This window comes from Microbacterium sp. 11MF, from assembly GCF_000383475.1.
Classification (GTDB): Bacteria; Actinomycetota; Actinomycetes; order Actinomycetales; family Microbacteriaceae; genus Microbacterium; species Microbacterium aquilitoris.
This window is the reverse complement of the sequence record NZ_KB911459.1, coordinates 874780-899945: the sequence shown is the minus strand read 5'-3', so window position 1 is coordinate 899945 and position 25166 is coordinate 874780. Positions and strand designations below refer to the sequence as shown.

Below are 25166 nucleotides of genomic sequence, written 5' to 3'. Positions count from 1 at the left end.
GCCGTGAGCGAATCGGGCCACGTCGACGGGCTGCTGGCCGTCCTGGATCTGTCCTCGAGCGACGCCCGCACCACGGAGGACATCTTCACCGGGGTGTCGCAGGCGATGCCGTTGGGTCGGGTGTTCGGCGGTCAGGTCCTCGCGCAGGCGGTCATCGCGGCGGAACGGACGGTCGACGACGGCCGCGCCGCCCACTCGATGCACGGGTACTTCCTCCGCCCGGGTGACTCGACGCGCGGCATGACCTTCTCGGTCGATCGCATCCACGACGGGCGGTCATTCTCCACGCGGCGCACCCAGGCCTTCCAGGAGGGCGTGCCGATCTTCTCCATGATCGCGTCCTTCGAGGTCGACGCGACGGGACTCGAGCACCAGGACGAGATGCCGAGCGGCATCCCCGGACCGGATGACCTGTCCGATGACTCCGTCCTGGCTGGTCTGCACCCGATGAGCAAGCGCCACTTCGATCAGAGCCCCGTCGAGGTGCGCCACGTCGAAGATCCCATCTATGCGAGCGTCGGCAGCGACCGCGTCGCGCACCAGTCGGTGTGGGTGCGCACGCGCGGCGAGGTTCCCGACGATCCGCGCGTGCACCGGGCCGCGCTCGCGTACATGAGCGATCTGACGATCCAGGAATCGGTCCTCCGTGCCCACGGAGCCTCGTGGGCCACGCCCGGACTGAAGGTCGCGAGTCTCGACCACGCCATGTGGTGGCACCGTCCCGCCCGCGTCGACGAGTGGCTGCTGTACGTCCAGCAGTCGCCGAGCGCGCAGGGCGGCCGAGGGCTCGCGACGGGGCGGATCTTCTCTCGCGAGGGAGAACTGGTTGCCTCCGTCGCTCAGGAGATCATGGTCCGCATCCCGGACGCGGACTGACCGGACTCAGCGTCGTCCGAGCGGCGGCAGCGGTTCGCCGAGGAACGGCTCCCAGGCCTTCCGCGTTTCGGGCGACAACCGCACGGGACGGCCAGTCCCGGCATCCACCTGGACGATGACGGTGGATGCCCGGGCGTACAGCGTCTGCGGCTCCTGGCCCGCGGGCGTGAAGACCTCGTAGTGGACCTCGGCGCTCGATCCGCCGATCTTCCCGAACCACATCTGCACGTCGATCGGATCGCGCTGGTAGGGAACCGGTGCGAGGTACTCGATCTCCTGGCGGGCGATGAGGGTCAGCTGCGCCGCGCCGTGGCTCGCGTCGATGACCGCGGTCGGGACGACCCGCTCCCCCGCGCCGGGCACCCAGAAGGCGCGCACGCGCGCCTCCTCGAGGAGCTTCAGCATCGCGGCGTTGTTGACGTGGTTGTACGCGTCGAGATCGCCCCACCGCAGGTGGATGGGAACCCGGATGCGGCGGTCAGTCACGCGTGAGCTTGCGGTACGTCGACTTCGCGGGGTTCGCCGCGTCGGCGCCGAGCCGCTCGATCTTGTTCGCCTCGTACGCCTCGAAGTTGCCCTCGAACCAGTACCACTGGTCGGGCTTCTCGGCGGTGCCCTCGTAGGCGAGGATGTGGGTCGCGATGCGGTCGAGGAACCACCGGTCGTGGGTGATGACCACGGCGCAGCCGGGGAACTCCAGCAGAGCGTTCTCGAGGGAGCTCAGGGTCTCGACGTCGAGGTCGTTCGTGGGCTCGTCGAGGAGGAGCAGGTTCCCGCCCTCCTTCAGCGTGAGCGCGAGGTTCAGGCGGTTGCGCTCACCGCCGGAGAGCACGCCCGCCTTCTTCTGCTGGTCCGGCCCCTTGAAGCCGAACTTCGAGACGTAGGCGCGCGAGGGGATCTCGGTCTTGCCGACCGTGATGATGTCGAGGCCGTCCGAGACGACCTCCCACAGCGTCTTGTTCGGGTCGATGTTCGAGCGCGACTGGTCGACGTAGCTGATCTTGACGGTCTCGCCGATCTTCAGGTCGCCGCCGTCGAGGGGCTCGAGGCCGACGATCGTCTTGAAGAGCGTGGTCTTGCCGACGCCGTTCGGGCCGATGACGCCGACGATGCCGTTCGGCGGCAGGCTGAAGCTGAGGCCGTCGATGAGCGATCGGCCGTCGAAGCCCTTCTGGAGCTTCTTGGCTTCGATCACGACACTTCCCAGGCGCGGCCCGGGCGGGATCGAGATCTCCTCGAAGTCGAGCTTCCTCGTCCGCTCCGCCTCGGCCGCCATCTCCTCGTAGCGGGCCAGGCGCGCCTTCGACTTCGTCTGGCGGCCCTTCGCGCTCGAGCGGACCCACTCGAGCTCTTCCTTCAGGCGCTTCGCGAGCTTGGCGTCCTTCTTGCCCTGGACTTCGAGACGCTCGCCCTTCTTCTCGAGGTAGGTCGAGTAGTTGCCCTCGTAGCCGATGAGGCGGCCGCGGTCGACCTCGGCGATCCACTCCGCGACGTTGTCGAGGAAGTACCGGTCGTGGGTGATGGCGATGACCGCACCCTTGTAGGCCTGCAGATGCTGCTCGAGCCAGAGCACGCTCTCGGCGTCGAGGTGGTTGGTGGGCTCGTCGAGGAGCAGAAGGTCCGGCTTCTGGAGCAGGAGCTTGGCGAGGGCGACGCGGCGCTTCTCGCCACCGGAGAGCGGGGCGATCGCGGCGTCTGCCGGAGGCGTGCGGAGTGCGTCCATGGCCTGCGACAGCTGCGAGTCGAGATCCCAGCCGTCCGCGGCATCGATCTCCTCCTGCAGCGTCCCCATCTCGGCGAGGAGCGCGTCGAAGTCGGCGTCGGGATCGGCCATGAGCGCGGAGATCTCGTTGAACCGGTCGAGCTTGGGCTTGATCGCCACGCCGTCCTGGATGTTCTCGAGGACGGTCTTCGACTCGTCGAGCTCGGGCTCCTGCATGAGGATGCCGACCGAGAACCCGGGCGAGAGCTTCGCCTCGCCGTTGGACGGGGTGTCGAGACCCGCCATGATCTTCAGGATCGTCGACTTACCGGCGCCGTTCGGGCCGACCATGCCGATCTTGGCGCCGGGCAGGAACGCCATCGTGACGTCGTCGAGGATGAGCTTTTCGCCGACGGCCTTGCGGGCGCGGACCATGGAGTAGATGTATTCGGCCATAACGGCCCAAGTCTACGTGGGTCGTCCCTCGTGACGGGACGGTCCGGGTGTCACCAATCGATCGATCGGGTCTGTCCCAGCAGGCACGCACCGTCGGCGAGGCCGGGCATCACGAGCGCCGTCGGCTTCGCCACCGACGGACCGACCTGTCCGACGAGGCACTCGTCGCCGATTCGGACGGAGAACTGGATGCTGTCCGCGGGATTGCCGATCGAGGTCTCGTCCTCCGTGACCTGCATCGCCTTCTTCGGGAACCCCGCCGCCACGAGGGCGTCGACGTAGACGCGCCCCTTGACGGATGCCGAGTCCCGCCAGACGGCATCCATCACCGACGTGAAGTCGGGCAGACGCGCCTCGGCGGAGTCCGCAGCGGCTGTGGGGGTGGGTGTCGCCGACCCCGCGGGGCTGGGCGCAGCCGCAGAGGAGGTCGCGGGCTCGGAGGGCGCCGGGCTCGACCCGGGTGCACATGCGGCGAGCGTCACCACCACCACGGGCGAGAGCGCGAGCAGGAGCAGGCGGGATCCCCGGGAGGGCTGGTGTCTGCGCACGGGCGAGAGTCTAGGGCGTGCGGCCTCCGAGCCGGCTGGGTGCGAGTCAGAACGGCGTGGCGGCGGGTTCGGCCTGCCAGGTCCGCTCGTCCGCGCTGTCTGCGTCGGCCCCGGATTCCGCGCCCGGCGCCGCCCACTCCGTCGCCGATTCGCCGGTGTCGGCCTGACCGCGCGGCTTCTCGTCGCGCGTGAACACCGACGTCCCGAAGGCGAGGTCGTGTCCCAGTGCGACGGCGTCGATCTCGGCATCCGTTCCGGACTTGTCACCGGCCTCCCACCGCTTGATGGCGAGGGTTCCGTGCACGACGATGCGCTGACCTCGACGGACGGAAGCGGCGACGTGCTCTCCAAGCGTCCGGAAGACCGAGACGCGGTACCAGCTGGTGAGCCCGTCGACCCACGCGCCCGCCTTCACGTCGTAACGGCGGTCGGTGCTGGCGACCCGCAGCGACACGACGGGCGTGCCGTCGGGAAGTCGACGGTACTCGGGGTCGGCCCCGACGTTGCCGACGATCGTGATGTGATCCTTCATTTCGACTCCTTCAGTCGTCGGGGCACGGTTGTGCCCGCTCGATGCTCCGACGCCCGCGTGCCCGGCGGGCGTCGGAGCCCCTTCAGGATTCCGTTGACGCCCGGCACGACGGCGCCCCGGTCGCCGAACGGTGGAAACCGTCGGCGACCGGGGCGCGTGGGGAGAAGGCGGAGACCATGAGGTCCGCCGGGGAGGATCAGCGGCGGGCGTACTCCCCGAACCGGGCCCGGACCTTGTTCACCTTCGGCACCGCGACGGCCAGGCAGTAGCCCTGGCCCGGGTTCTTGGTGAAGAAGTCCTGGTGGTAGTCCTCGGCGGGGTACCACTCGCCGAGGGGCTCCATCGTGGTGACCAGTCCGCCACCCCACCAATCCGCGGCACGTTCCGCGGCGCGCTGGAACTCCTCGCGCTGCGCGTCATCGGCGGGGAACATGGCGGAGCGGTACTGGGTGCCGACGTCGTTGCCCTGCCGGTTGAGCTGGCGCGGGTCGTGCATGGTGAAGAACGCATCGAGGATGACGTCGGAAGGGATGATCTCCTCGTCGAACGTCACCTTGACGGCCTCAGCGTGACCGGTCGTGCCGGTGCACACCTGCTCGTACGTGGGCGACGCCACGGAACCGCCGATGTAGCCAGATTCGACCGACTCGACTCCCTCGAGAGCGCGGTACGCGGCGTCGAGACACCAGAAGCAGCCTCCGGCAAGCACATAGGTCTGCATGCGAGACCTTCCTTTCACTGTGGGATCGTCACGAGGGACAACGCCGACGGCGGGCGCGATGTTCCGTCCCGAAGGTGCGTGTCGGTGGCCGAGCGTACCCTGCGAATCGACGCAGAGGAGGCCCCGTGACCACCATCGCACCGAACACCGATGTCCGGCTCCGCCGATATCGCCTCACACCTGTCTCCGACCGCCTGTCGCGCGTCGTCGACCCCGAGGGCCGGGTCGTCGGACACGTGGCCCGCATCGGCGACGACCTCGCCACGCGCTATCGCGCGCGCCGGTTCCGCCCTGCGGCCGGTGGCTTCGTCGAGCTCGGCGATTTCTGGCGGATGGAGGACGCGGTGGCCGTCCTCCACGACTCGCGCTGACACGCTCAGACGATGGCGGCGACGGCCTCGCTCTCGTCCTGCGCGTGCCCCGCGCCGGCGCCGCCCACTTCCGGCCACAGTCGTGCCAGCACCGTGATCGCGTCGCGCAGTTGCTCGGGCGGGGCGGTGAAGGGCACGCGAAGGTGCGCGTCGTATCCGCCGTCGACGGAGAAGCGTGGGCCCGCCGACAGGAGGACTCCCTCGCGCCGAGCCGCCAGGACGAGCGATCCGCTGAGCGGAGCGTCCATCCCCACCCACAACGAGACGCCGCCCGCCGGGACGGGGACATCCCACGTCGGGAACGATGCGCGGAGCGCGGCCACGGCGGCATCCCTCCCCCGGCCGAGAAGCTCGGCGCGCTGCGGCAGGATGTCGGGCATCAGACGCATGAGACGCGCGGCGACGGCTTGCTCGAACTCGGCGGTACCGAGATCGCGACGGGGGCGAGAAGCCACGAGTCGCCGCACGAAGGTTCGGTCCGCCCGCACCCAGCCGACCCGCAGCCCACCCCACACCGTCTTGCCCAGTGAACCGATCCGCACGGCATGGGGTCCGAAGTCCAACGGTTCCGGCGCGGTGCCGTCGATCATCAGCTCGGCGGTCGTCTCGTCGATCACGAGCACCGTCCCCGCGCGTTCGGCTGCGGCGCGGAAGGTCGCGGCATCCGTCGGGGACATCGACCGCCCCGTCGGGTTCTGGAACCACGGCATGAGATAGGCGAGGGTCGGACGCGCACGCCGGAAGGTCTGCTCGGCACGATCGAGGTCCCAGCCGCCGTCGACGGTCACCGGTGTTCCGGTCACGCGAGCTCCCGTGGCCTTGATCGCCTCGGTCGCATGCGGGTACGTGGGCGTCTCGAGCAGCGCCGTCATCCCCGGCCCGAGGAGAGCGGCCGTGACGAGGTGGATGGCGTGCTGTCCCCCGTTCGTGACCAGGATCTCGTCCGGGGCAGTCGGAATCCCGCGTGCGGTGTAGCGGTCGGCGATGGCCGTCCGGAGTTCGCTGCTGCCGACGATGTCGTAACCGGGCCGGCCGACGAGGGATGCGGCATCCGCTCCGACCTCGGCGATGACGCCCGCAAGGCCGGGCCACGCCGCCGGACTGGCCTGCTGCAGGTCGATGCCCTCGCCGTCGTCGAACACTCGACCGGCTCCTCGGCGCACCTGGGGAAGCGTGATGCTGCCCGATCCCCGCGTGCTCTCGATGTGACCGCTCTCGCGGAGCGAGCGATAGGCCGCCGCGACCGTCGCCCGACTCAGGCCGAGTGTCGCCGCGAGTTCGCGCTCGGCGGGCAGGGCGGTGTGGGCGGCGACGCGGTTATCGAGACAGAGAAGACGGATGCCGTCGGCCAGGGCCTCGTAGGTGGGCGTCCTGGTCCGCCAGCCACCGAGTGCAGCGGCGAGGCTTCGGGCACCGATCCGAGAGTCCATGGTCCACCTTTTCGAGATTGGACTGCATACAGAAGGCCAATCTTACGGTGGAATGGGTCCATGCTTCTGCGCCTCCTCCGCCTCGTCATCGGACTCGCCCTGTTCGGCATCGGCTGCGCCGTCCTCGTCCAGGCCGGCATCGGACTCGACCCCTGGACGGTCCTCGCCGAGGGACTCTCCGTGCAGACGGGTATCGGGATCGGCTGGATCGTCGTCATCACCGGCGCGCTCGTCCTCCTCGCCTGGATCCCGCTCCGTCAACGCCCCGGCATCGGCACGATCGCGAACATCCTCGTCGTCGGAACCGTCATGCAGGGGGCGCTTGCGGTCATCCCGCCCGTCGAGAACTACCTCTGGGGCGTTCTCGTCTTCGTGTTCGGCATCGCGCTCATCGCCGCGGCATCCGGGATCTACCTCGGCGCCGACCTCGGACCGGGGCCGCGCGACGGGTTGATGACGGGCCTCCACGCTCGGTTCGGATGGCCGATCTGGGTCTGCCGGTTCGCCGTCGAAGGGAGCGTCCTCGTCACCGGGTGGTTGCTCGGCGGAACGGTGGGCCTCGGCACGGTGCTGTTCGCGGTCCTCATCGGTCCCGGCGTGCACGTCGCCCTCGATGTGTCGGCCCGGTGGCGCGCCCTGCGCGTGCGCCGCGCGACGATCTCGGTCTGAGCGGTAGCCTGGGGGACGAGCATCCTTCCCTCCATAGCTCAGTGGACAGAGCGAGCGGTTTCTACCCGCAAGGTCGGGGGTTCGAATCCTCCTGGAGGGGCTCCGAGTCGCCGCATCTGCGGTCGGCTCCTGTGGGAGGAGACCACGTGTCAGCTGCGGAGAACGACCGCCTCGTCTGGATCGACTGCGAGATGACGGGCCTCGACCTGTCGGTCGACGAGCTCGTGGAGGTCGCCGTCGTCATCACCGATTTCGAGCTCAACGTCCTCGACCCCGGCTTCCAGATCGTGATCAAGCCCGACGACTCCGCCCTCGCGCACATGAACGACTTCGTGACGAAGATGCACGAGAGCTCCGGCCTTCTCGCAGAGATCCCGAACGGGGTGAGCCTCGCCGACGCCGAATTCCAGGTGCTCGAGTACATCCAGCGGTTCGTCCCCGAAGGCAAGGCCCCGCTCGCCGGGAACACGATCGGCACCGACCGCATGTTCCTCGCGCGCTACATGCCCCGCGTCGATCGGTGGCTGCATTACCGCAACGTCGACGTGTCGAGCGTGAAGGAGCTCGCCCGCCGGTGGTACCCCCGCGCCTACTTCAACGCTCCGGCGAAGGACGGCGGCCATCGCGCCCTCGCGGACATCCGCGAGAGCGTCCGCGAGCTCGCGTACTACCGCGAGACGGTCTTCGTGGACGCCCCCGGACCGTCGAGCGACGACGCGCGCACCGCCGCGGCATCCGCCGTGTCGTCGTTCGCCTCCGGACTGTAATACACTTGTGGGGTTGCCCGGAGACGGGCACATGGTGGGTATAGCTCAGTTGGTAGAGCACCTGGTTGTGGTCCAGGGGGTCGCGGGTTCAAGTCCCGTTACTCACCCCATATCTTCTCCGCGTGAGGCGTGGTCATGATCGATATGGATGCCGAGGCATTCGAGGATCTGGTTGCGTCCGAACTCGATGGGTTGCCCGACGACATGGTCGCGGGGCTCGACAACGTCGTGTTCGTCGTCGAGGACCGTCCCGAGGACGGCTCGCTCGACCTGTTGGGGCTGTACGACGGTCTCGCGTTGACGGAGCGGGATCAGTACGGCATGGGTGACCTCCCCGATCGCATCATCCTCTACCGAGAACCGCACCTGGACGCGTGCGATGACGTCGACGACCTCCGTGATGAGGTGCACACGACCCTCGTCCACGAGATCGCCCACTTCTACGGCATCGACGATGCCCGACTGCACGAGCTGGGGTGGGCCTGATGAGCATCGCGTCGCCGGAGATCGACGAGCGGACGGACCTGCAGGCATCCACCTCGGGACCCTGGCAGACCGTCGTCTGGAACGACCCTGTCAACCTCATGAGCTACGTGGAGCACATCTTCCGCCAGTACTTCGGATTCTCGCGGGAGAAGGCGCACCGGCTGATGCTCGCCGTCCACCACGACGGGCACGCGGTCGTCGCCGAGGGGTCGCGGGAGCAGATGGAGCTGCACGCTCAGGCGATGCACGACTACGGGCTGTGGGCGACCGTGCGAGAGGCGGGGTCGTGACTGGCCACGCTGTCGCCATGGAGTTGACGCTCCTCGAAGCCGCGCATCTGTCCGATCTCGTCGGACAGTTCGAAGACGTCGTGACCTCGCACGACGGCTCCGACCCGGCCGTGCGCCGACTCGTGCCGGACGCCTACGCCGACGACGCAGAGGCAGCGGCGGAGTTCCGTCGCCTGACCGAGGACGACCTCCTGGCACGACGGGCGGCGGATGCGGGCATCGTCCGCGCGTCCCTGCGGCACGACGGGCAGGACCTCGACATCGATCAGCTCGACCGCGCCACCGCCGAGGACATCCTCGTGGTCGACCTGACCCCGGATGCCGCCGGTGCCTGGCTCCGCACGCTCGCCGCCCTTCGGCTGGTGCTGGCGGACCGGCTCGGGGTGACGGACGAAGAGCAGCGCGGCGACGGCGACGCCCGGTTCGGCGTGTACGAGTGGATCGGCTACCGCCTCGAGATGCTCGTGCAGGCGCTCGGCGCCTGAGCAGGGACGTTCAGGGCAGCCGGAAGACGTGGCTCGCGAGCTGATCCGGGTGGTGATCCCGGAGGTGCGCCTCTTCTTGCCTCTCCCACCGCTCCCAGTGCGGTCGGTACGTCTCGCCGTCCCGTCCGAGCGCGCGCACGCGGCGGGCGTCCCGGGGCGCGTCGAGCCATACGGCGACGTCCGCGAGCGGGGCCGATGCGGGCGTCAGCACACCGGAACCCTCCACGATGACGACGGCCGCGGGGGCGACGCGCCTCTCCTGCCCCGAGGGCCGATCCGTCGTCCAATCCCACACCGGCCACGACCCCGGTTCGCCCCTGCGCAGCGGCACGAGGACGCCCTGACGTACGGTGTCCGCGCCGTCGCGCAGGCCGTCCCAGCCGGGGTAGACGTCGTCGAGTCGCACGATCGCCGCACCCGCCAGCCGCTCGGCGAGGAGGTCCGCGAACGTCGACTTCCCGGCGCCGGAACGACCGTCGACCAGCACCACCGCCGGCTCGCGCCGCACGCCGTGAACGGCGTCCGCGACGTCGTCGACCGCGACGACGAGGGCAGCCCCGAGCGGATCAGCGCTTGAGTGCACGGATGACGCGGCTGAGCGCCCGTCCCGCGATCCACACGAACGGGATGCCGACGGCGACGAGCGAGACCAGATTCGGCTCGAAGCGCAGGTCGTCGCCGGTGCGGATGTACGCACCGATCGGGATCGCGGCGCCGCCGCCGCCTCCGCCGCCTGCACCGCCCGACGTGTCCTCTCCCGCGCCGAAGCCCGACCAGGTCAGGGCGACGGGGATGATCCGGATGCCGTCGACGTCCTGCTGTTCGCCGTAGACGGTGGTCACGCCGAGCGAGGCGAACTGCTTGCCGAGTTCGAGGGGGAGGTTTGCCATGCCCTCACGGTAGCCGCAGGCGACCCGGAAAGCAGGGGGTTGCGCCGATTCGGGTCAGTCCGGCGCCGGGCGCGGGTTGGTGGGGAGGGCGTTGACGTCTCGTCGCGGCCCGAGGGTGCTCGCGCGCGTGACAGCGCCGCGCCCGAACCTGCTGCGGGCGTCGTCGAGAGCGGCATCCACCCGCCGCCACTCCGCATCGTCGTCCCACAGTGCCAGACCTCCGATACCGTCGCCCGTGAGCTTCTCGCCTCGGACCCCGATCAACCGGACGGGCTGAACGAGGTCGATCTTTCCGAAGAGCTCGAGGGCGACGTCGCCGATCCGCTGACCGACGTTCGTGGGCTCAGGCACGCTCACCGACCGTGAAAGGGTCGTGAAGTCCGCGAACCGCACTTTGATGGCGATCGTCCGCGCTTCCCAGCCGCCCGCGCGCAATCGAGAGGCGACCCTGTCGGCGAGACGGCGGAATTCGCTCCGGAGCATCGCCGTGTCGGAGACATCCTCGAGGAAGGTCTCCTCGTGCCCGACGCTCTTCTCGGTGTGCTCCGTCTGCACCGACCGCGGGTCGTGGCCGCGCGCGAGCTGCGAGACACGCGCGCCCATCGCCGGGCCGAGCGCTCGATCGAGGACGCTCCGCGGGGTGTTCAGGATGTCGGACACCATCCGGATGCCGCGCGCTTCGAGGGCCTCTGCAGCTTTGGGACCGACGCCCCAGAGCGCGCTGACCGGGCGAGCAGCGAGGAACGCCTGTGTGTCAGGCTCAGCGACGATCAGCAGCCCGTCGGGCTTCGACACCGTCGAGGCAATCTTCGCGACGTGCTTCGTGGCCGCGACGCCGATGCTGCACGTCAGTCCGGTCTCCTCCAGAACCCGGCGGCGGACCATCCGAGCGATTTCGCCGGGACTCCCCCAGAGACGGCGCGCACCGCTCACGTCGAGGAAGGCCTCGTCGATCGAGAGCGGCTCCACGAGCGGGGTGACGTCGCGGAAGATCGCCATGACCTTCCTCGACAGGTCCGAATACCGCTCGAACCGCGGGACCACGACGATCGCCTGCGGGCACAGCTGGAGTGCCCGGCCGACCGACATCGCCGACCTCACCCCGAAGCGGCGAGCCTCGTACGACGCGCTCGAGACGACGCCGCGCCCCTCCATCCCGCCCACGATGAGCGGTTTACCCGCCAGCGACGGGTCGTACAGGACCTCGACCGACGCGTAGAACGCGTCCATGTCGACGTGGAGGATGCGGGTGCCGGTGTCGTCGGCGCCGTCGGGCGAGACGATCCGTCCCGTCCCGTCTCCGCGTCCCATACCTCCATTGTCGACGATGCCGCCGACACCGAGCCCGGATCGGGCAGCGGCGCGGCGGCATCCTCGATCAGCGTCAGGCCTGTCCGGCGCGCTCCAGGATGAGCTCGCGGACGCGTGCGGCATCCGCCTGGCCCTTCATGGCCTTCATCACGGCGCCGATGACGGCACCGGCAGCCTGGACCTTGCCGTCCTGGATCTTCGCCAGGACGTCGGGCTGCGCGGCGAGGGCCTCGTCGATGGCGGCGATCAGGGCGCCGTCATCCGAGACGACGGCGAGACCACGCGCGTCGACGACCTCCTGCGGGGTCCCCTCCCCCGCGATGACGCCCTCGAGCACCTGACGCGCGAGCTTGTCGGTCAGCGTGCCGGCATCCACCAGCTTCTGCAGCTCTGCGACCGACTCGGGCGAGACCAGCGCGGCGGGTTCGGCTCCCTGCGCGTTGGCGACACGGGTGACTTCGCCCGTCCACCACTTGCGAGCGGATGCCGGGGACGCGCCGGCGGCGATCGTCGCCTCGACCTCGGCGAGAAGACCGCCGTTGGCGACGTCCTGGAACTCGAGGTCGGTGAAGCCCCACTCGGTCTTCAACCGTCGTCGGTACACCGAGGGCGCCTCGGGGAGCGCGGCGCGCAGCTCCTCGATCAACTCCTCGGACGGCTCGACGGGCAGGAGGTCAGGCTCGGGGAAGTACCGGTAGTCGTCGGCATCCGACTTCGGGCGGCCGGGCGAGGTGCGCCCGGTGTCCTCGTGCCAGTGGCGCGTCTCCTGCGTGATCGTGCCGCCACCGGCGAGGATCGCCGCCTGACGCTGGATCTCATAACGGACGGCACGCTCCACAGAACGCATCGAGTTGACGTTCTTCGTCTCGGTGCGCGTGCCGAGCTTCTCCTGACCGCGGGGGCGGAGCGAAACGTTCGCATCGCAACGGAGGTTGCCGCGCTCCATGCGCGCCTCCGAGATCCCGAGTGACCGCACGATGTCGCGGATCGCCGCCACATAGGCCTTGGCGACCTCCGGAGCACGGTGCTCGGTGCCGAAGATCGGCTTGGTGACGATCTCGACGAGCGGCACGCCGGCGCGGTTGTAGTCGACGAGCGAGTACTCCGCGCCCTGGATGCGACCGGTCGAACCGCCCATGTGGGTGAGCTTGCCGGCATCCTCCTCCATGTGCGCGCGCTCGATCGGGACGACGACCAGGTCGCCGCCCTCGAGTTCGATCTCGACGCTGCCCTCGAAGGCGATCGGCTCGTCGTACTGGGAGATCTGGTAGTTCTTGCCGAGGTCCGGGTAGAAGTAGTTCTTCCGCGCGAACCGGCTCGACGGCGCGATCGAGCAGCCGAGGGCGAGGCCCAGGCTGATCGAGTAGCGGACCGCGGTCTCGTTGACCACCGGCAGCGAACCGGGCAGGCCCATGTCGACCGGGGCGACGAGCGTGTTGGGAGCTGCGTCGTGGTTCGCCTCGTGCGCCGGGTTGGCCGCCGGCGAGAACATCTTGGTCTCGGTGTTGAGCTCGACGTGCACCTCGAAGCCCAGCACCGGCTCGAAGAGCTCGAGTGCTTTGTCGAAGTCCATCAGCGCGTCCTTGGCCATCAGCGGGCTCCTCCGAGGATCGGGGCGCGGTCCAGCAGCGGACCGCCCCAGCTGTCGACGAGCAGGGCCTCGAGGGCCGCGCCGACGCGGTACAGACGTGCGTCCTCCCGGGCGGGGGCGACGAACTGGATGCCGACGGGCAACCCGTCCTCCGCCGCGAGGCCCGAGGGGATCGAGATGCCGGGGACGCCGGCGAGGTTGACCGGGATGGTCGTCACGTCGTTGAGGTACATCTGGATCGGGTCGTCGAGCTTCTCGCCGAGGCGGAAAGCGGTCGTGGGCGCCGACGGCGTCGCGATGACGTCGACCTGCGCGAACGCCTCGTCGAAGTCGCGCTGGATCAGGGTGCGGACCTTCTGAGCGCTGCCGTAGTAGGCGTCGTAGTACCCCGCCGACAGGGCGTAGGTGCCGAGGATGACGCGCCGCTTGACCTCGTCGCCGAAGCCGGCGTCGCGGGTCGCGGCCATGACGTCCTCGACGGTGCCACCGGGCACGTTCACCCGCATGCCGAAGCGCACGGAGTCGAACTTGGCAAGGTTGCTGGAGGCCTCCGCGGGGAGGATCAGGTAGTACGCGGCGACCCCGTACTCGAAGTGGGGTGCGCTGACCTCGACGATCTCGGCGCCGGCGGCTTCCATCGCGGCGAGGGAGGCGCGGAACGACTCCGAGACGCCGGTCTGGAAGCCGGAGTCGTCGAGCTCGCGGATGACGCCGACCTTCAGGCCCTTCAGGACCTCGCCGGTCGCCCCCTCGCGCGCAGCGGCGGCGAAGGACGGCCACGCGTCGGTGAGGGACGTGGCGTCGTGGGGATCGTGCCCGCCGATGACGTCGTGCAGGAGCGCCGAGTCGAGGACCGTGCGCGAGACGGGGCCGACCTGGTCGAGGCTCGACGCGAGCGCGATGGCGCCGTAGCGGCTGACACCCCCGTAGGTGGGCTTCATGCCGACGGTGCCGGTCACATGGGCGGGCTGCCGGATCGAGCCGCCGGTGTCGGAGCCGAGGGCGAGCGGTGCCTCGAAGGCGGCGACCGCCGCAGCGGAGCCACCGCCAGACCCGCCGGGGATCCGGTCGAGGTCCCACGGGTTGTGGGTCGGGCCGTACGCGGAGTGCTCCGTCGAGGAGCCCATGGCGAACTCGTCCATGTTGGTCTTGCCGAGCGGCACGAGGCCGGCGGCGCGGGAGCGCGACACGACGGTCGCGTCGTAGGGCGACATATAGCCCTCGAGGATCTTCGATCCGCTGGTCGACGGCATGTCGGTCGTCACGAGGACGTCCTTGATGGCGAGCGGGACGCCGGCCAGTTCGCCGAGCTCCTCGCCCGCGGCGCGGCGCCGGTCGATGTCCTGGGCGACCTCGACCGCGTGGTCCGAGACGTGCAGGAAGGCGTGGACGTCGCCGTCCACGGCGGCGATCCGGTCGAGGTGGGCCTGCGTGGCCTCGACACTCGACAGCTCGCCGGAACGGAGCTTCGCCGAGAGGTCGGCAGCGGTCAGCTTCAGGATGTCGCTCACTGCTCCTCCCCCAGGATCGCGGTCACGCGGAACCGGCCGTCGGCGGCATCCGGTGCGTTCTGCAGCACCTCGTCGAGGCTCAGCATGTCGCCGGGGACATCGGGACGGAACACATTGCTCAGCGGGATCGGGTGGCTCGTCGCGGCGACCTCGGGGGTGGCGACCTCGGAGACCTTGGCGATGTTGTCGACGATCGCATCGAGCTGGCCGGTGAGGCGTTCCACCTCCTCGTCGCTCAGCTGGATCCGGGCGAGCACGCCGAGATGGCGCACGAGATCGGGGGTGATTTCAGACACTCCCCCAGTCTAGTTCGGGCCACTCGTCGTCCGAGCGCTCGCCCTAGGCTGAGGACGTGACCGATTCGATCTCCGCCGATCGCCCCTGGCTCTCGTCCTACGACGCCGGCGTCCCGCTCGATCTCCCGCCCGTCACCGGGTCGCTCATGGATCTGCTCGACGACTCCGTCCGCGATTACCCGAAGGCGGCCGCGCTGCAGTTCTTCGGCAAGGAGACGACCTACTCCGCGCTGGCGGATGCCGTGGGTCGAGCGGCGGCCGGGTTGCGCCGCCTCGGGGTGAAGAAGGGCGACCGGGTCGCGATCGTCCTTCCCAACTGCCCGCAGCACATCGTCGCCTTCTACGCTGTCCTGCGCCTGGGGGCCGTCGTCGTGGAGCACAACCCGCTCTACACGCCGCGGGAGCTGCGGACCCAGTTCCAGGACCACGGTGCGCGCCACGCGATCGTCTGGAACAAGGTCGTCGCGACCGTCCAGGAGTTCCCGGCGGACCTGCACGTCGATGCACTGGTGTCGGTCGACATCACGACGGCGCTCCCGCTGCACACGCGGCTCGCGCTGCGGCTGCCGATCGCCAAGGCCCGCGAATCCCGTGAGGCGCTCACCGCACCGGTGCGCGGGACGCACACGTGGGAGGACCTCGTCCGGACCGAGCCGCTCCCGGCATCCCACCCGCGCCCGGCCACCGACGACCTCGCGGTCCTCCAGTACACCTCCGGAACGACGGGCACGCCCAAGGGTGCGATACTCACCCATCGGAACCTCCTCGCCAACGCCCGCCAGAGTCAGGCGTTCATCCCGGCGGTGGTCCGCGGGGACGGATGCGTCTTCTACGCCGTCCTGCCGATGTTCCACGCGTACGGGCTCACGCTGTGCCTGACGTTCGCGATGTCGATGGGAGCGCGTCTCGTGCTCTTCCCGAAGTTCGACGCCGACATGGTGATCGACGCGATCAAGAAGCACCCGCCGACGGTCCTGCCCCTCGTCCCGCCCATCGCGGAGCGCCTGCTCGCTCGTGCCCGTGAGACCGGCGCGTCGATCCGGGGCATCGGGATCGGCGTGTCGGGGGCGATGGCCCTCTCGCCGGCGCTCGTCGAACCCTTCGAGGAGGCCACGGGCGGCTACCTCATCGAGGGCTACGGCCTCAGCGAGTGCTCGCCCGTCTTAATGGTGAACCCGCCCGCCGACAGCCGGAAGGCGGGGACCATCGGCATCCCTGTCCCCGGGACCGACGCGCGGGTCGTCGATCCGGAGGACCCGTCGCGCGTCTTCGGTGTCGGCGAGCCCGGCGAGCTCGTGGTGCGCGGACCGCAGGTCTTCTCGGGGTACTACGGCAAGCCGGAGGAGACGGAGAAGGTCCTCGAGGACGGCTGGTTCCGCACCGGGGACATCGTCGAGCGCGACGAAGACGGCTTCTTCCGGGTCGTCGACCGGCTGAAGGAGCTGATTGTCACGGGCGGCTTCAACGTCTCACCGTCCGAGGTCGAGGCGACGCTCCGTCAGCACCCGCAGGTGGCGGATGCCGCCGTGGTCGGCCTGCCCGATCCGCACAGCGGCGAGCAGGTCGTGGCCGTCGTCATCCCCGCCCCCGGCGTGACCGCCCTCGACGTCGACGACATCCGCTCCTTCGCGCGGACACGACTGACCCCGTACAAGGTTCCGCGTCGCATCGAACCGGTCGACGACCTGCCGCGCTCGCTCATCGGCAAGGTGCTGCGGCGCCAGGTGCGGGACGCGCTGCTCGCGCAGAAGGACTGAGCCTCACTCCGCCGCAGGGGCCTCGCCGAGGGCGTCCGGCCCCTCGGTGACGAGCAGGTGGAACTGAGCCGCATCGATGATGCGGAGCCCGAGCGCTTCGGCCTTCGCGAGCTTCGATCCCGCGCCGGGGCCGGCAGCGACGAAGTCGGTCTTCTTCGAGACGCTGGATGCCGCCTTCCCCCCCGCCTGCATGATCGCCTCCTGCGCGCCCTCGCGGGTGTAGCCCTCGAGCGAGCCGGTCGCGACGACCGTGATGCCCTCGAGGACGCCGCCTGCTGCTGCGGCGGCACCGGGCCCGGGGTGACCCGGGATCGACAGGCGCGCACCGGCCGCGACCCAGCGATCGACGATGTCGACGTGCCAGTCGACCGCGAACCAGTCCTGCAGTGCGTCGGCGATGATCCCTCCGACGCCGTCGACGGCGGCGAGCTCATCGCGCGAGGCGGCGCGGATGGCGTCGAGTGAGCCGAAGTACTGCGCCAGCGCACGGGCGGCGACCGGACCGACGTGCCGGATGTTGAGGGCGACGAGGAACCGCCAGAGGTCCTTCGTCTTGGCCTTCTCGAGTTCGTCGATGAGGGTGAGCGCCTGAGCCGACGGCTGCGGGCCGGTGAGACCCTCCTTCTTCTCCGCCGCGCTGGGGTTGCGGCGGAAGGGAGCGCGTCGGATCACGTCGCCGGTCTTCTCGTCGACGCGCGCCTCGCCGGTCTCGGAGTCCCGGACGATGACCTCGATCGGGACGAGCCGCTCCACCGTCAGGTCGAACAGCCCCGCCTCGGTGTCGAGGGCGGGTTCCTGCGGCGGGAGCGGCTGCGTCAGGGCGGCCGCGGTGACCTCGCCGAGCGCCTCGATGTCCAGCGCGCCGCGGGAGCCGATGTGTTCAACGCGTCCGCGAACCTGCGCGGGGCAGCCGCGGGTGTTCGGGCAGCGCAGATCGATGTCGCCTTCCTTTGCGGGGGCGAGCGTCGAGCCGCACTCGGGGCATTCGGTCGGCATGACGAACGCCCGTTCGGTGCCGTCGCGCAATTCTGCGACCGGCCCGAGCACCTCGGGGATGACGTCGCCCGCCTTGCGCAGCACGACGATGTCGCCGATCAGCACGCCCTTGGCCTTGACGACGTCCTGGTTGTGAAGGGTGGCCTGACGCACGACGCTTCCGGCGACGAGTGCGGGCTCCATCTGCGCGTAGGGCGTGGCCCGGCCCGTGCGCCCCACCGACACGATGATGTCGACGAGCCGCGTCTGCACCTCTTCCGGCGGGTATTTGTAGGCGATCGCCCACCGCGGCGCGCGACTGGTCGCGCCGAGCTCATCGTGCAGCGAGAGCTCGTCGACCTTGACGACGATGCCGTCGAGCTCGTGCGCAACGGAGTGTCGCTTCTCGCCGTACTCCGCAACGAAATCGAGGACGCTGTCGACGTCGTCGAAGGTGCGCGGGTAGGGACTGACCGGGAGCCCCCACTCGGCCAGAAGCCCGTACACGTCGCTCTGCGCGGCGACGGGCGGGTCCGGCCACGCGCCGATCCCGTGCACGTACATGCGCAGCGATGCGAGACGGGCCTCGCCGGCCTCCAGCTCGAGACCCGACTTCTTGTCGAGCTGCTGGCGGAGTCCGCCGCTGGCCGCATTGCGCGGGTTGGCGAACGCGGGGAAGCGCCGGGCGGCGCTCTTCTGGGCCTTCTCCTCGTCGTACCGCGGCCGCACGGCCGCGTCAGCGATGACGCGCTCTCGCAGCCGCGCCTGAAGCGCGTTGAGCTCTTCGAACGCCGCGACGGGGATGAAGACCTCGCCGCGGACCTCGACGAGAGCGGGATGCCCCTCCCCCGCCAGTCGATCGGGGATGCCGGCCACGCGCACCGCGTTGACGGTCACGTCCTCGCCGATGCGGCCGTCGCCTCGGGTCGCGGCCGAGGTCAGGACCCCGTCCTCGTATCGCAGCGAGATGGCGAGACCATCGATCTTGAGTTCGGTGAGCCAGCGCACCGGGCGTCCGGCCGAGGCCTCGGCCTTCGTGCACCACTCCCGCAACTCCTCCGGCGAGAACACGTTGTCGAGGCTCAGCATCCGCTCCGCGTGCTCGACGGGGGCGAACATCGACGATTCGGCCGCGCCGACCGTCTGCGTCGGCGAGTCCTGGCCCTGCAGCTCCGGATGCGCGCGCTCGATGGCCTCGAGCTCGTGCATCCACCCGTCATAGGTCGCGTCGTCGACGAGCCCCACGTCGCCGCCGTAATACGCCTCGCGCGCACCGAGGATCTTCTCGGTGAGGCTCTCGGCGGCGGCGCGCGCCTCATCGAGTGTCAGTGCGGGGAGTTCTGCGTCAGCCACATCGACAGTGTAGGGAGGGCGGCCGACACTCCTGAGCCGCTGTCGTCGTCGCGCACGATGCGGTAGGCGAACGATCCCGAGTACCGGAAGACCTCGCCGAGGAGAGGCATCCGGAGCCGGACGTCGACGCGCTGACGCCCGTCGCCGCCCTGGCCCGCACTCTCCTGCACGGTGACCGAGGCGACCCGGGGCAGAGGGACGCGGATGCCGCGCACCCGCCACGCGAGTCGTCCTGAGCGCAGCACCATCCGGCCGTCCGCGACGGCGGGGCGAAGGCGTACCTCCAACCCACCGCGACGGCCGATCCTCTCGATGATCTCGCCGTCACCGGCACGCATCGTGTCGCGCATGACCCGGAGCCGGCCGGGGAACGCGAACCACCGCGATCCGGCGAGACCGTCCGCGAGGGGACGGTTCTCGACGAGGAACGGCACCTGCTCACCCGCCTCGGGGAAGAGCATGTCGTGCCGCGCCGACCAAGCGAGCAGCGGCCACGCGATCAGGCGGTAGCGGGATCCGACGGTGTCGTACGTCCCCTCCCCGACCCCGACGTGCCCAGGAGGGATGGGACCGAAGTACCGCGCCAGCACGGGCGGCAGATCGCCGTACGCCTCACCGAGCACGCGTTGGTAGACGGATGCCGGGGCGTCCCCGGCGGCGGTGGTCATGCTCGGAATCTACCGCGGGCGGAGGTGGCGGCCGGTGCCTGTAGCGTCGAGGCATGAGCACCGACCGTCCCCGTGCCGTGGTCGCCGGAGCCGGCGGGTTCATCGGCGAAGCTCTTGCCGCCTCTCTCCGCGCCGACGGCTACGACGTCGTCGAGGTGGGTCGGACCTCCCGCGTGTCCTGGAACGACCCCGAGGCGCTCCGTGCAGCGATCGACGGCGCGGACCTTCTCGTCAACCTCGCCGGGAAATCCGTGGACTGCCGCTACACCGATGCGAACCGCGACGCGATCCTGGCTTCCCGTGTCGAGACGACGCGGGCGTTGCACGATGCGGTGGCGGCGGCATCCGTCCCGCCGGGACTCTGGGTGAACTCGTCGACCGCGACCATCTACCGCCACGCGATGGACCGGCCGAACACCGAGCCGACCGGCGAGCTCGGCGCCGGGTTCTCGGTCGACGTCGCGAAGGCGTGGGAGCGCGCCTTCTTCGCCGGCGACCTCCCCGCGACGAGGCGCGTCGCGCTCCGCCTGGCGATCGTCGTCGGCGACGGTCCCGCGACACGCATGCTGCTCACCCTCGCCCGTACCGGCCTCGGCGGGCCGCAGCACGACGGCTGGGTTCCGCCGCACCGTCGCTATCGCGGCATCGGCGACGAGCCCACCGGCGGACGGCCGCCCTGGTACCGCACGCGCGGCCGTCAGCGGTTCAGCTGGGTGCACATCGACGACGTGCTCGACGCGATCCGGTTCCTCGTGCGGCGGGACGACATCGCGGGGGTCGTGAACGTCGCGGTGCCCGAGGCATCCGACAACCGGTCGCTCATGCGCTCCCTCCGGAGCGTCGTCGGGATGCCGGTGGGAATCCCCTCGCTCCGCTGGATGCTCGAGATCGCCATGTGGGTCCTCCGCACCGAGCCCGAGCTGATCCTGAAGAGCAGATGGGTCGCGCCCGAGCGACTGGTCGATGCGGGTTTCCGCTTCTCGCACACCGACCTGCGCGAGGCGCTCGCGTCCGTCGAACGCGAGCGGAGGCTCAGGCGTCCTGCGGCACGGCGGACACGGTCCGCGCGATCGTGAACTGACCGATGACGCGCGTTCCGTCGTAGAGGACCGCCGTCTGACCGGGGGCGACCCCGTCGAAGGGGTCGTCGGGGACGACCGTCACCGAGCCTGCGGCCACCGTGGCACGCGCCGGCACCGGGTCGGCGTGTGCCCGGATCTGGACGTGACACGCGAACGCGCCGTCTTCAGGCGCACGGCCGGCCCAGCTGTGCCGTTCCCCGGAGATCTCCGCCGTCGCGAGCGCCTCCTTGGGACCGACGACGACGGTGTTCGAGACGGGACGCACCTCGAGGACGAAGCGCGGCTTGCCGTCCGCGGCCGGCACGCCGAGCTGCAGGCCGCGACGCTGACCGACGGTGAAGGCGTGCGCACCCTCGTGGCGGCCCACGACGGCGCCGTCCCGGTCGAGCACGTCGCCCTGCTCGGCGCCGACCTTCTCGGCCAGCCAGCCGCGGGTGTCGCCATCGGGGATGAAGCAGATGTCGTGGCTGTCTGGCTTCTGGGCGACGGTCAGGCCGCGCTCGGCGGCCTCAGCGCGGACGACCGCCTTGGACGGGGTCGTGCCGAGCGGGAAGTACGTGTGCGCGAGCTGATCCGCCGTCAGCACACCGAGGACGTAGGACTGGTCCTTCGCCTCATCCGACGCGCGGTGCAGCTCGCGGCCCTCGGGGCCGTCGACCAGGGTCGCGTAGTGGCCCGTGCAGACGGCGTCGAATCCGAGCTCGATCGCGCGCTCGAGGAGAGCCGCGAACTTGATCTTCTCGTTGCAGCGCATGCACGGATTCGGGGTGCGCCCCGCCCGGTACTCGCTGATGAAGTCGTCGATCACGTCGTCCCGGAAACGCTCGGAGAAGTCCCACACGTAGAACGGGATGCCGAGCAGATCCGCCGCGCGCCGCGCGTCGAGGGCGTCCTCGATCGTGCAGCAGCCCCGGCTGCCCGTGCGCAGCGTCCCGCCCGCACGCGAGAGCGCGAGGTGGACGCCGACGACGTCGTGTCCGGCGTCGACGGCTCGGGCCGCGGCAACCGCCGAATCGACCCCGCCGCTCATCGCTGCCAGTACGCGCATCGTTCCAGTCTACGAGCGGGCGGCCGCACGGGCGCTGGATGCCGCGGCTCGCCGGTGCGCATCCGGGAGCGCCGCGAGGAACGCGTCGACGTCGTCCGCCGTGCTCGATCGCCCGAGGGTGATCCGCAGGACCGAGCGCGCCTCGCGGTCGCCGTATCCGAGCGCCATGACGACGTGGCTCGGTTCCGCGATCCCGGCCTGACACGCGGACCCCGTGGAGACCTCGACGCCGGAGTGGTCGAGCAGGAACAGCAGGGTCTCGCCCAGCGCGTCGGGGAACAGGACGTGGACGTGGCCCGGCAGCCGCCGGTCCGGCGAGCCCAGCAGGCGCGCCCCGGGGACGACGCGACGGATGCCGTCGGCCAGCCGACCCGCGAGCGCCGTCAGTCGCGGCGACTCGGCGTCCCGCTCAGCCGCTGTGAGCTCGAGGGCGACGGCGACGGCAGCGGCACCCGCGACGTCGGGGGTGCCGGAGCGGAGACCTCGCTGCTGTCCGCCGCCGTGGAGGACGGCGCCGATTCGGGCGAACCGCGAGACCACGAGTGCCCCCGTACCGACGGGAGCGCCGACCTTGTGACCCGAGACGCTGGCGGCGACGAGTCCGTGCGGCGCATTCCCCGTTCCGCGGAGCGCGGCGAAGTCGATCGGTGTGTGGGCGATCGCGCCCACCGCGTCGAGGTGCAGCGGCACGGCGGCATCCGCTGCGGCCGCGGCGAGCCGGGCCACGTCGGACACCGTCCCCACCTCGTTGTTCGCGACGAGCGCCGTCGCGAGGGCCGCACCCGGCAGCACCGCGGCGAAGGCGTCGGCGTCGATCGCCCCCTCCTGGTCCAACGGCACCGGGCGGACCTGCGCCCCCTGGGCTGCGGCGAGCCACTCGACCGTGTCGAGGGTCGCATGGTGCTCGCCGTCGGGCAGGACGATCGCCGAGCGGTCGGGCTCCCGCGCCCACCACAGACCCTTCACGCCGAGGTTGACGGACTCCGTGCCCCCCGAGGTGAAGACGACCTCGATCGGATCGCAGCCGAGGACCGCCGCGATGCGCTCGCGCGCATCCTCCAGGACGCGGCGTGCGGCTTGCCCCGCACCGTGCACCGAGGACGCGTTCCCGGTCAGCTCCGCCGCAGCGAGCCACGCCTCGCGCGCTTCGGGCCGCAGCGGCGTGGATGCCGCGTGGTCCAGATAGACCCCCATCGCCCTCCGCCTGCCGCTGTCGTCCATCACCTGCTCACTACTGTAGAACGCATGATCTCCGCCCCGGCCGACCCGACCACCGCGGCATCCGTCTCCCCCGCCGCAGACCTCCTCTCGGACACGTACGACCGTCTCGGGGTACGTCTGCACGACGGCGTCGCCACCCTGCGCATCTGGTCCGGCGACGCGAGCGCCGTCGAGGTGGTCGTGTTCGACGACGACGACCCCGACTGGATCGTCGAGACTCTGCCGCTCTCGCCCGCGGGCGGCGGCGTCTGGGAGGTGACGACACCCGTGCTCCGCCCGGGCGTGCGATACAGCGTGCGCGTCGACGGACCGCACGGCCCGGGGATGACATTCAATCCCGCGACCCTCCTCATCGACCCGTACGCGCGCGGGCTGGCGGTGCCCGGCATCCATTCCTGGAGATCGGTCGTCGTCGACGAGTGCTTCGACTGGGGTGGCGTGCGCAAGCCCGAGACGCCCCTCGACCGCACCGTCGTCTACGAGGCGCACGTCAAGGGGCTCACCAAGCGGCATCCCGGGGTCCCGGCGGCGCTGCACGGCACGTACGCCGGCATGGCGCACCCGGCGATGATCGAGCACTACCAGCGCCTCGGCGTGACCGCCGTCGAGCTCCTCCCGATCCACGCCTTCGCCAGCGAGCCGCGCCTGCTGCAGCTGGGCTTGACCAACTACTGGGGATACAACTCGGTGGGGTTCTTCGCGCCCCACGCCCCGTATGCGACCGCGGCGGCGCAGGCCGAGGGCGCAGGCGCCGTGCTCCGCGAGGTCAAGGGCATGGTCAAGCTGCTCCACCAGGCCGGCATCGAGGTGATCCTCGACGTGGTCTACAACCACACCTCCGAGCAGGGGCTCGGGGAGCCGCGGTCGAGCTTCCGCGGCATCGACAACCGCGCCTACTACCGGCAGGCCGAGGACGGTACCTACATCGACGTGACCGGATGCGGGAACTCCGTCGACACCTCGACGGACGCCGCGGCCCGATTGGTCCTCGACTCCCTCCGCTACTGGGCGAATGAGGTGCAGATCGACGGGTTCCGATTCGATCTGGCGCCGACCCTGGGACGGGATGCCTCGCACACGTTCACCGCTGACCATCCGCTGCTGCGCGCGATCATCGACGACCCCGCGCTCACCGGCGTGAAGAAGATCGCCGAGCCGTGGGACGTCGGCCTGGGCGGATGGCAGACCGGCGGATTCGGCACGGGGTGGAGCGAGTGGAACGACCGGTACCGCGATCGGGTCCGGAACTTCTGGCTGAGTGACATCGACTACTCGCGGCGCGCGGACGTGACGCCCGTCGGCATCGGCGGGTTCGCCACCCGCCTGGCCGGCTCCGCCAACACGTTCAGCGCCGAGCGGGGACCCCTCGCGAGCGTGAACTTCGTCACCGCGCACGACGGGTTCACCCTGCACGACCTCGTCTCCTACGACGTCAAGCGCAACGACGCCAACGGCGAGCACGGACGCGACGGCGCGGACACCAATCGATCCTTCAACCACGGCTTCGAGGGACCGACCGACGACGAGGCGGTCTTGCGCACGCGGCGGCGGGCCATGCGGAACCTCATGGGCACGCTCCTGTTGTCCGCAGGTGTCCCGATGATCACCGCGGGCGACGAGATCGGCCGGAGCCAAGACGGCAACAACAACGCGTACTGCCACGACTCGGACCTGACCTGGTACGACTGGGACCTGAGCGACTGGCAGGAGGAGCTCCGCGCGCACGTCGAGCTGCTCACGCGCATCCGCCGCGAAAACCCCGCGCTCCGACCCGTGCGGTTCGCGCATGCCGACAAGACGGTGCCGAGCGCCTCGGTGATCGACTGGTACGACGAGCACGGCCAAACCATGTCGGTGGAGCAGTGGACGGATCCGTCCCACCGGACCCTGCAGTACGACGCCCAGTCGACTCCGGAGCACGAGGCGCCGAACCGCATCCTCCTGGTGGTCCACGGTCGCGAGCGGGCGACGGACATCACGCTGCCCGCGCTGGACGGGGTCACCAGGTTCGTCCCGCTCTGGTCGAGCGTCGACGAACGGCCGTCCGATCACGCGGATGTCCGAACCCCCGGCGAGACCTTCCCGGCGGCGGGGACGTCAATGTACCTGTTCCGGGCCGAGTGATCCAGG

Annotated in this window: 26 protein-coding genes and 2 tRNA genes; 12 read left to right on the top strand and 16 right to left on the bottom strand. The window is 70.3% G+C overall.

What is annotated here, in order from left to right; translation table 11 throughout:
- The first annotated feature begins 3 nt into the window (after positions 1-3).
- On the top strand, positions 4-876 hold the full coding sequence (locus H286_RS0104415; protein WP_020097243.1) for an acyl-CoA thioesterase: 873 nt from the start codon (positions 4-6) through the stop codon (positions 874-876).
- Positions 877-882: 6 nt separating this feature from the next.
- Here the strand turns inward: H286_RS0104415 and H286_RS0104410 are convergent, their stop codons facing one another.
- From H286_RS0104410 to msrA, 5 genes are all read right to left on the bottom strand, one after another.
- Positions 883-1362: an acyl-CoA thioesterase gene (locus H286_RS0104410; RefSeq protein WP_018187994.1), complete on the bottom strand. Its 480-nt coding sequence runs from the start codon at positions 1360-1362 to the stop codon at positions 883-885.
- Positions 1355-3034 (bottom strand): energy-dependent translational throttle protein EttA, encoded by a 1680-nt coding sequence (ettA, locus tag H286_RS0104405; protein ID WP_018187995.1) that lies wholly within the window; start codon positions 3032-3034, stop codon positions 1355-1357. Before ettA ends, H286_RS0104410 begins: the two co-directional genes overlap by 8 nt.
- A 50-nt stretch (positions 3035-3084) precedes the next feature.
- Complete coding sequence (locus H286_RS15130) at positions 3085-3582, bottom strand: DUF6993 domain-containing protein (protein WP_231370885.1); 498 nt, start codon at positions 3580-3582, stop codon at positions 3085-3087.
- Positions 3583-3628: 46 nt separating this feature from the next.
- Positions 3629-4114, bottom strand: coding sequence for a single-stranded DNA-binding protein (locus H286_RS0104395; RefSeq protein ID WP_018187997.1), 486 nt, complete (start codon positions 4112-4114; stop codon positions 3629-3631).
- A 196-nt stretch (positions 4115-4310) separates the two neighbouring features.
- On the bottom strand, positions 4311-4835 hold the full coding sequence (msrA, locus tag H286_RS0104390; protein WP_018187998.1) for a peptide-methionine (S)-S-oxide reductase MsrA: 525 nt from the start codon (positions 4833-4835) through the stop codon (positions 4311-4313).
- 125 nt (positions 4836-4960) lie between these two features.
- On the opposite strand from msrA, the gene H286_RS0104385 reads away from it, so the two are divergent.
- Entirely contained in the window at positions 4961-5206 is a 246-nt protein-coding gene (locus tag H286_RS0104385) for a hypothetical protein (protein WP_018187999.1), read from the top strand.
- Between the two features lie 5 nt (positions 5207-5211).
- On the opposite strand, the gene yczR is transcribed toward H286_RS0104385, so the two are convergent.
- On the bottom strand, positions 5212-6636 hold the full coding sequence (yczR, locus tag H286_RS0104380) for a MocR-like transcription factor YczR (RefSeq protein ID WP_020097241.1): 1425 nt from the start codon (positions 6634-6636) through the stop codon (positions 5212-5214).
- Between the two features lie 60 nt (positions 6637-6696).
- Here yczR and yczE point away from each other — a divergent pair, with 60 nt between their 5' ends.
- From yczE to H286_RS0104345, 7 genes are all read left to right on the top strand, one after another.
- Positions 6697-7305: a membrane protein YczE gene (gene yczE, locus H286_RS0104375; RefSeq protein ID WP_020097240.1), complete on the top strand. Its 609-nt coding sequence runs from the start codon at positions 6697-6699 to the stop codon at positions 7303-7305.
- A gap of 27 nt (positions 7306-7332) precedes the next feature.
- Positions 7333-7405 (top strand) — tRNA-Arg (locus H286_RS0104370).
- Positions 7406-7451: 46 nt separating this feature from the next.
- Entirely contained in the window at positions 7452-8072 is a 621-nt protein-coding gene (orn, locus tag H286_RS0104365; protein WP_018188002.1) for an oligoribonuclease, read from the top strand.
- Between the two features lie 34 nt (positions 8073-8106).
- Positions 8107-8182, top strand: a tRNA-His gene (locus H286_RS0104360).
- A 25-nt stretch (positions 8183-8207) separates the two neighbouring features.
- A complete protein-coding gene (locus H286_RS0104355) occupies positions 8208-8558 on the top strand; it encodes a metallopeptidase family protein (protein ID WP_028497391.1) in 351 nt (116 codons plus the stop codon).
- Positions 8549-8848, top strand: coding sequence for an ATP-dependent Clp protease adapter ClpS (clpS, locus tag H286_RS0104350; protein ID WP_018188004.1), 300 nt, complete (start codon positions 8549-8551; stop codon positions 8846-8848). The genes H286_RS0104355 and clpS overlap by 10 nt, the downstream gene beginning before the upstream one ends.
- Positions 8845-9333, top strand: coding sequence for a DUF2017 family protein (locus H286_RS0104345; protein ID WP_231370883.1), 489 nt, complete (start codon positions 8845-8847; stop codon positions 9331-9333). Before clpS ends, H286_RS0104345 begins: the two co-directional genes overlap by 4 nt.
- 10 nt (positions 9334-9343) lie before the next feature.
- On the opposite strand, the gene H286_RS0104340 is transcribed toward H286_RS0104345, so the two are convergent.
- The 6 genes from H286_RS0104340 to gatC all read right to left on the bottom strand — a co-directional run bounded on the left by H286_RS0104340 (position 9344) and on the right by gatC (position 14932).
- On the bottom strand, positions 9344-9916 hold the full coding sequence (locus H286_RS0104340) for a hypothetical protein (protein ID WP_020097237.1): 573 nt from the start codon (positions 9914-9916) through the stop codon (positions 9344-9346).
- Complete coding sequence (locus H286_RS0104335; protein WP_020097236.1) at positions 9900-10223, bottom strand: hypothetical protein; 324 nt, start codon at positions 10221-10223, stop codon at positions 9900-9902. Before H286_RS0104335 ends, H286_RS0104340 begins: the two co-directional genes overlap by 17 nt.
- A 54-nt stretch (positions 10224-10277) precedes the next feature.
- Positions 10278-11534 carry a DNA polymerase IV gene (gene dinB, locus H286_RS0104330; RefSeq protein ID WP_020097235.1) on the bottom strand — a complete coding sequence of 419 codons (1257 nt, stop codon included), beginning with the start codon at positions 11532-11534 and terminating at the stop codon, positions 10278-10280.
- Between the two features lie 73 nt (positions 11535-11607).
- A complete protein-coding gene (gatB, locus tag H286_RS0104325; RefSeq protein ID WP_018188009.1) occupies positions 11608-13125 on the bottom strand; it encodes an Asp-tRNA(Asn)/Glu-tRNA(Gln) amidotransferase subunit GatB in 1518 nt (505 codons plus the stop codon).
- A complete protein-coding gene (gatA, locus tag H286_RS0104320) occupies positions 13125-14636 on the bottom strand; it encodes an Asp-tRNA(Asn)/Glu-tRNA(Gln) amidotransferase subunit GatA (RefSeq protein WP_020097234.1) in 1512 nt (503 codons plus the stop codon). The genes gatB and gatA overlap by 1 nt, the downstream gene beginning before the upstream one ends.
- Complete coding sequence (gene gatC, locus H286_RS0104315; RefSeq protein ID WP_018188011.1) at positions 14633-14932, bottom strand: Asp-tRNA(Asn)/Glu-tRNA(Gln) amidotransferase subunit GatC; 300 nt, start codon at positions 14930-14932, stop codon at positions 14633-14635. The genes gatA and gatC overlap by 4 nt, the downstream gene beginning before the upstream one ends.
- A gap of 56 nt (positions 14933-14988) precedes the next feature.
- Between gatC and H286_RS0104310 the strand changes: the two genes are divergently transcribed.
- Complete coding sequence (locus H286_RS0104310) at positions 14989-16689, top strand: long-chain-fatty-acid--CoA ligase (protein ID WP_020097233.1); 1701 nt, start codon at positions 14989-14991, stop codon at positions 16687-16689.
- Between the two features lie 3 nt (positions 16690-16692).
- Here the strand turns inward: H286_RS0104310 and ligA are convergent, their stop codons facing one another.
- Together ligA and H286_RS0104300 are read right to left on the bottom strand one after the other, a co-directional pair.
- The gene (ligA, locus tag H286_RS0104305; RefSeq protein WP_028497390.1) at positions 16693-19017 is read right to left on the bottom strand and encodes an NAD-dependent DNA ligase LigA; all 2325 of its coding nucleotides are present in this window, start codon (positions 19015-19017) and stop codon (positions 16693-16695) included.
- Positions 18990-19685, bottom strand: a complete 696-nt coding sequence (locus H286_RS0104300) for a DUF4166 domain-containing protein (protein WP_020097231.1) — start codon at positions 19683-19685, stop codon at positions 18990-18992. Before H286_RS0104300 ends, ligA begins: the two co-directional genes overlap by 28 nt.
- 53 nt (positions 19686-19738) lie before the next feature.
- On the opposite strand from H286_RS0104300, the gene H286_RS0104295 reads away from it, so the two are divergent.
- A complete protein-coding gene (locus H286_RS0104295; protein ID WP_020097230.1) occupies positions 19739-20761 on the top strand; it encodes an epimerase in 1023 nt (340 codons plus the stop codon).
- On the opposite strand, the gene mnmA is transcribed toward H286_RS0104295, so the two are convergent.
- Both mnmA and H286_RS0104285 read right to left on the bottom strand, forming a co-directional pair.
- A complete protein-coding gene (gene mnmA / locus H286_RS0104290) occupies positions 20718-21815 on the bottom strand; it encodes a tRNA 2-thiouridine(34) synthase MnmA (RefSeq protein WP_028497389.1) in 1098 nt (365 codons plus the stop codon). The genes H286_RS0104295 and mnmA overlap by 44 nt on opposite strands.
- A gap of 9 nt (positions 21816-21824) precedes the next feature.
- Positions 21825-23009 (bottom strand): cysteine desulfurase family protein, encoded by a 1185-nt coding sequence (locus tag H286_RS0104285; RefSeq protein WP_020097228.1) that lies wholly within the window; start codon positions 23007-23009, stop codon positions 21825-21827.
- Between the two features lie 51 nt (positions 23010-23060).
- Here H286_RS0104285 and glgX point away from each other — a divergent pair, with 51 nt between their 5' ends.
- Positions 23061-25160 (top strand): glycogen debranching protein GlgX, encoded by a 2100-nt coding sequence (gene glgX / locus H286_RS0104280; RefSeq protein WP_020097227.1) that lies wholly within the window; start codon positions 23061-23063, stop codon positions 25158-25160.
- The last annotated feature ends 6 nt before the right edge of the window (positions 25161-25166 follow it).

Coding starts and splice junctions, on each gene's coding strand:
- mnmA (WP_028497389.1), bottom strand. CDS start 21,815: ATGCGCGTACTGGCAGCGATGAGCGGCGGGGTCGATTCGGCGGTTGCC.
- dinB (WP_020097235.1), bottom strand. CDS start 11,534: ATGGGACGCGGAGACGGGACGGGACGGATCGTCTCGCCCGACGGCGCC.
- H286_RS0104285 (WP_020097228.1), bottom strand. CDS start 23,009: ATGGGGGTCTATCTGGACCACGCGGCATCCACGCCGCTGCGGCCCGAA.
- H286_RS0104335 (WP_020097236.1), bottom strand. CDS start 10,223: ATGGCAAACCTCCCCCTCGAACTCGGCAAGCAGTTCGCCTCGCTCGGC.
- H286_RS0104300 (WP_020097231.1), bottom strand. CDS start 19,685: ATGACCACCGCCGCCGGGGACGCCCCGGCATCCGTCTACCAACGCGTG.
- yczR (WP_020097241.1), bottom strand. CDS start 6,636: ATGGACTCTCGGATCGGTGCCCGAAGCCTCGCCGCTGCACTCGGTGGC.
- gatB (WP_018188009.1), bottom strand. CDS start 13,125: ATGGCCAAGGACGCGCTGATGGACTTCGACAAAGCACTCGAGCTCTTC.
- H286_RS0104395 (WP_018187997.1), bottom strand. CDS start 4,114: ATGAAGGATCACATCACGATCGTCGGCAACGTCGGGGCCGACCCCGAG.
- glgX (WP_020097227.1), top strand. CDS start 23,061: ATGATCTCCGCCCCGGCCGACCCGACCACCGCGGCATCCGTCTCCCCC.
- H286_RS0104295 (WP_020097230.1), top strand. CDS start 19,739: ATGAGCACCGACCGTCCCCGTGCCGTGGTCGCCGGAGCCGGCGGGTTC.
- ettA (WP_018187995.1), bottom strand. CDS start 3,034: ATGGCCGAATACATCTACTCCATGGTCCGCGCCCGCAAGGCCGTCGGC.
- msrA (WP_018187998.1), bottom strand. CDS start 4,835: ATGCAGACCTATGTGCTTGCCGGAGGCTGCTTCTGGTGTCTCGACGCC.
- yczE (WP_020097240.1), top strand. CDS start 6,697: ATGCTTCTGCGCCTCCTCCGCCTCGTCATCGGACTCGCCCTGTTCGGC.
- H286_RS0104355 (WP_028497391.1), top strand. CDS start 8,208: ATGATCGATATGGATGCCGAGGCATTCGAGGATCTGGTTGCGTCCGAA.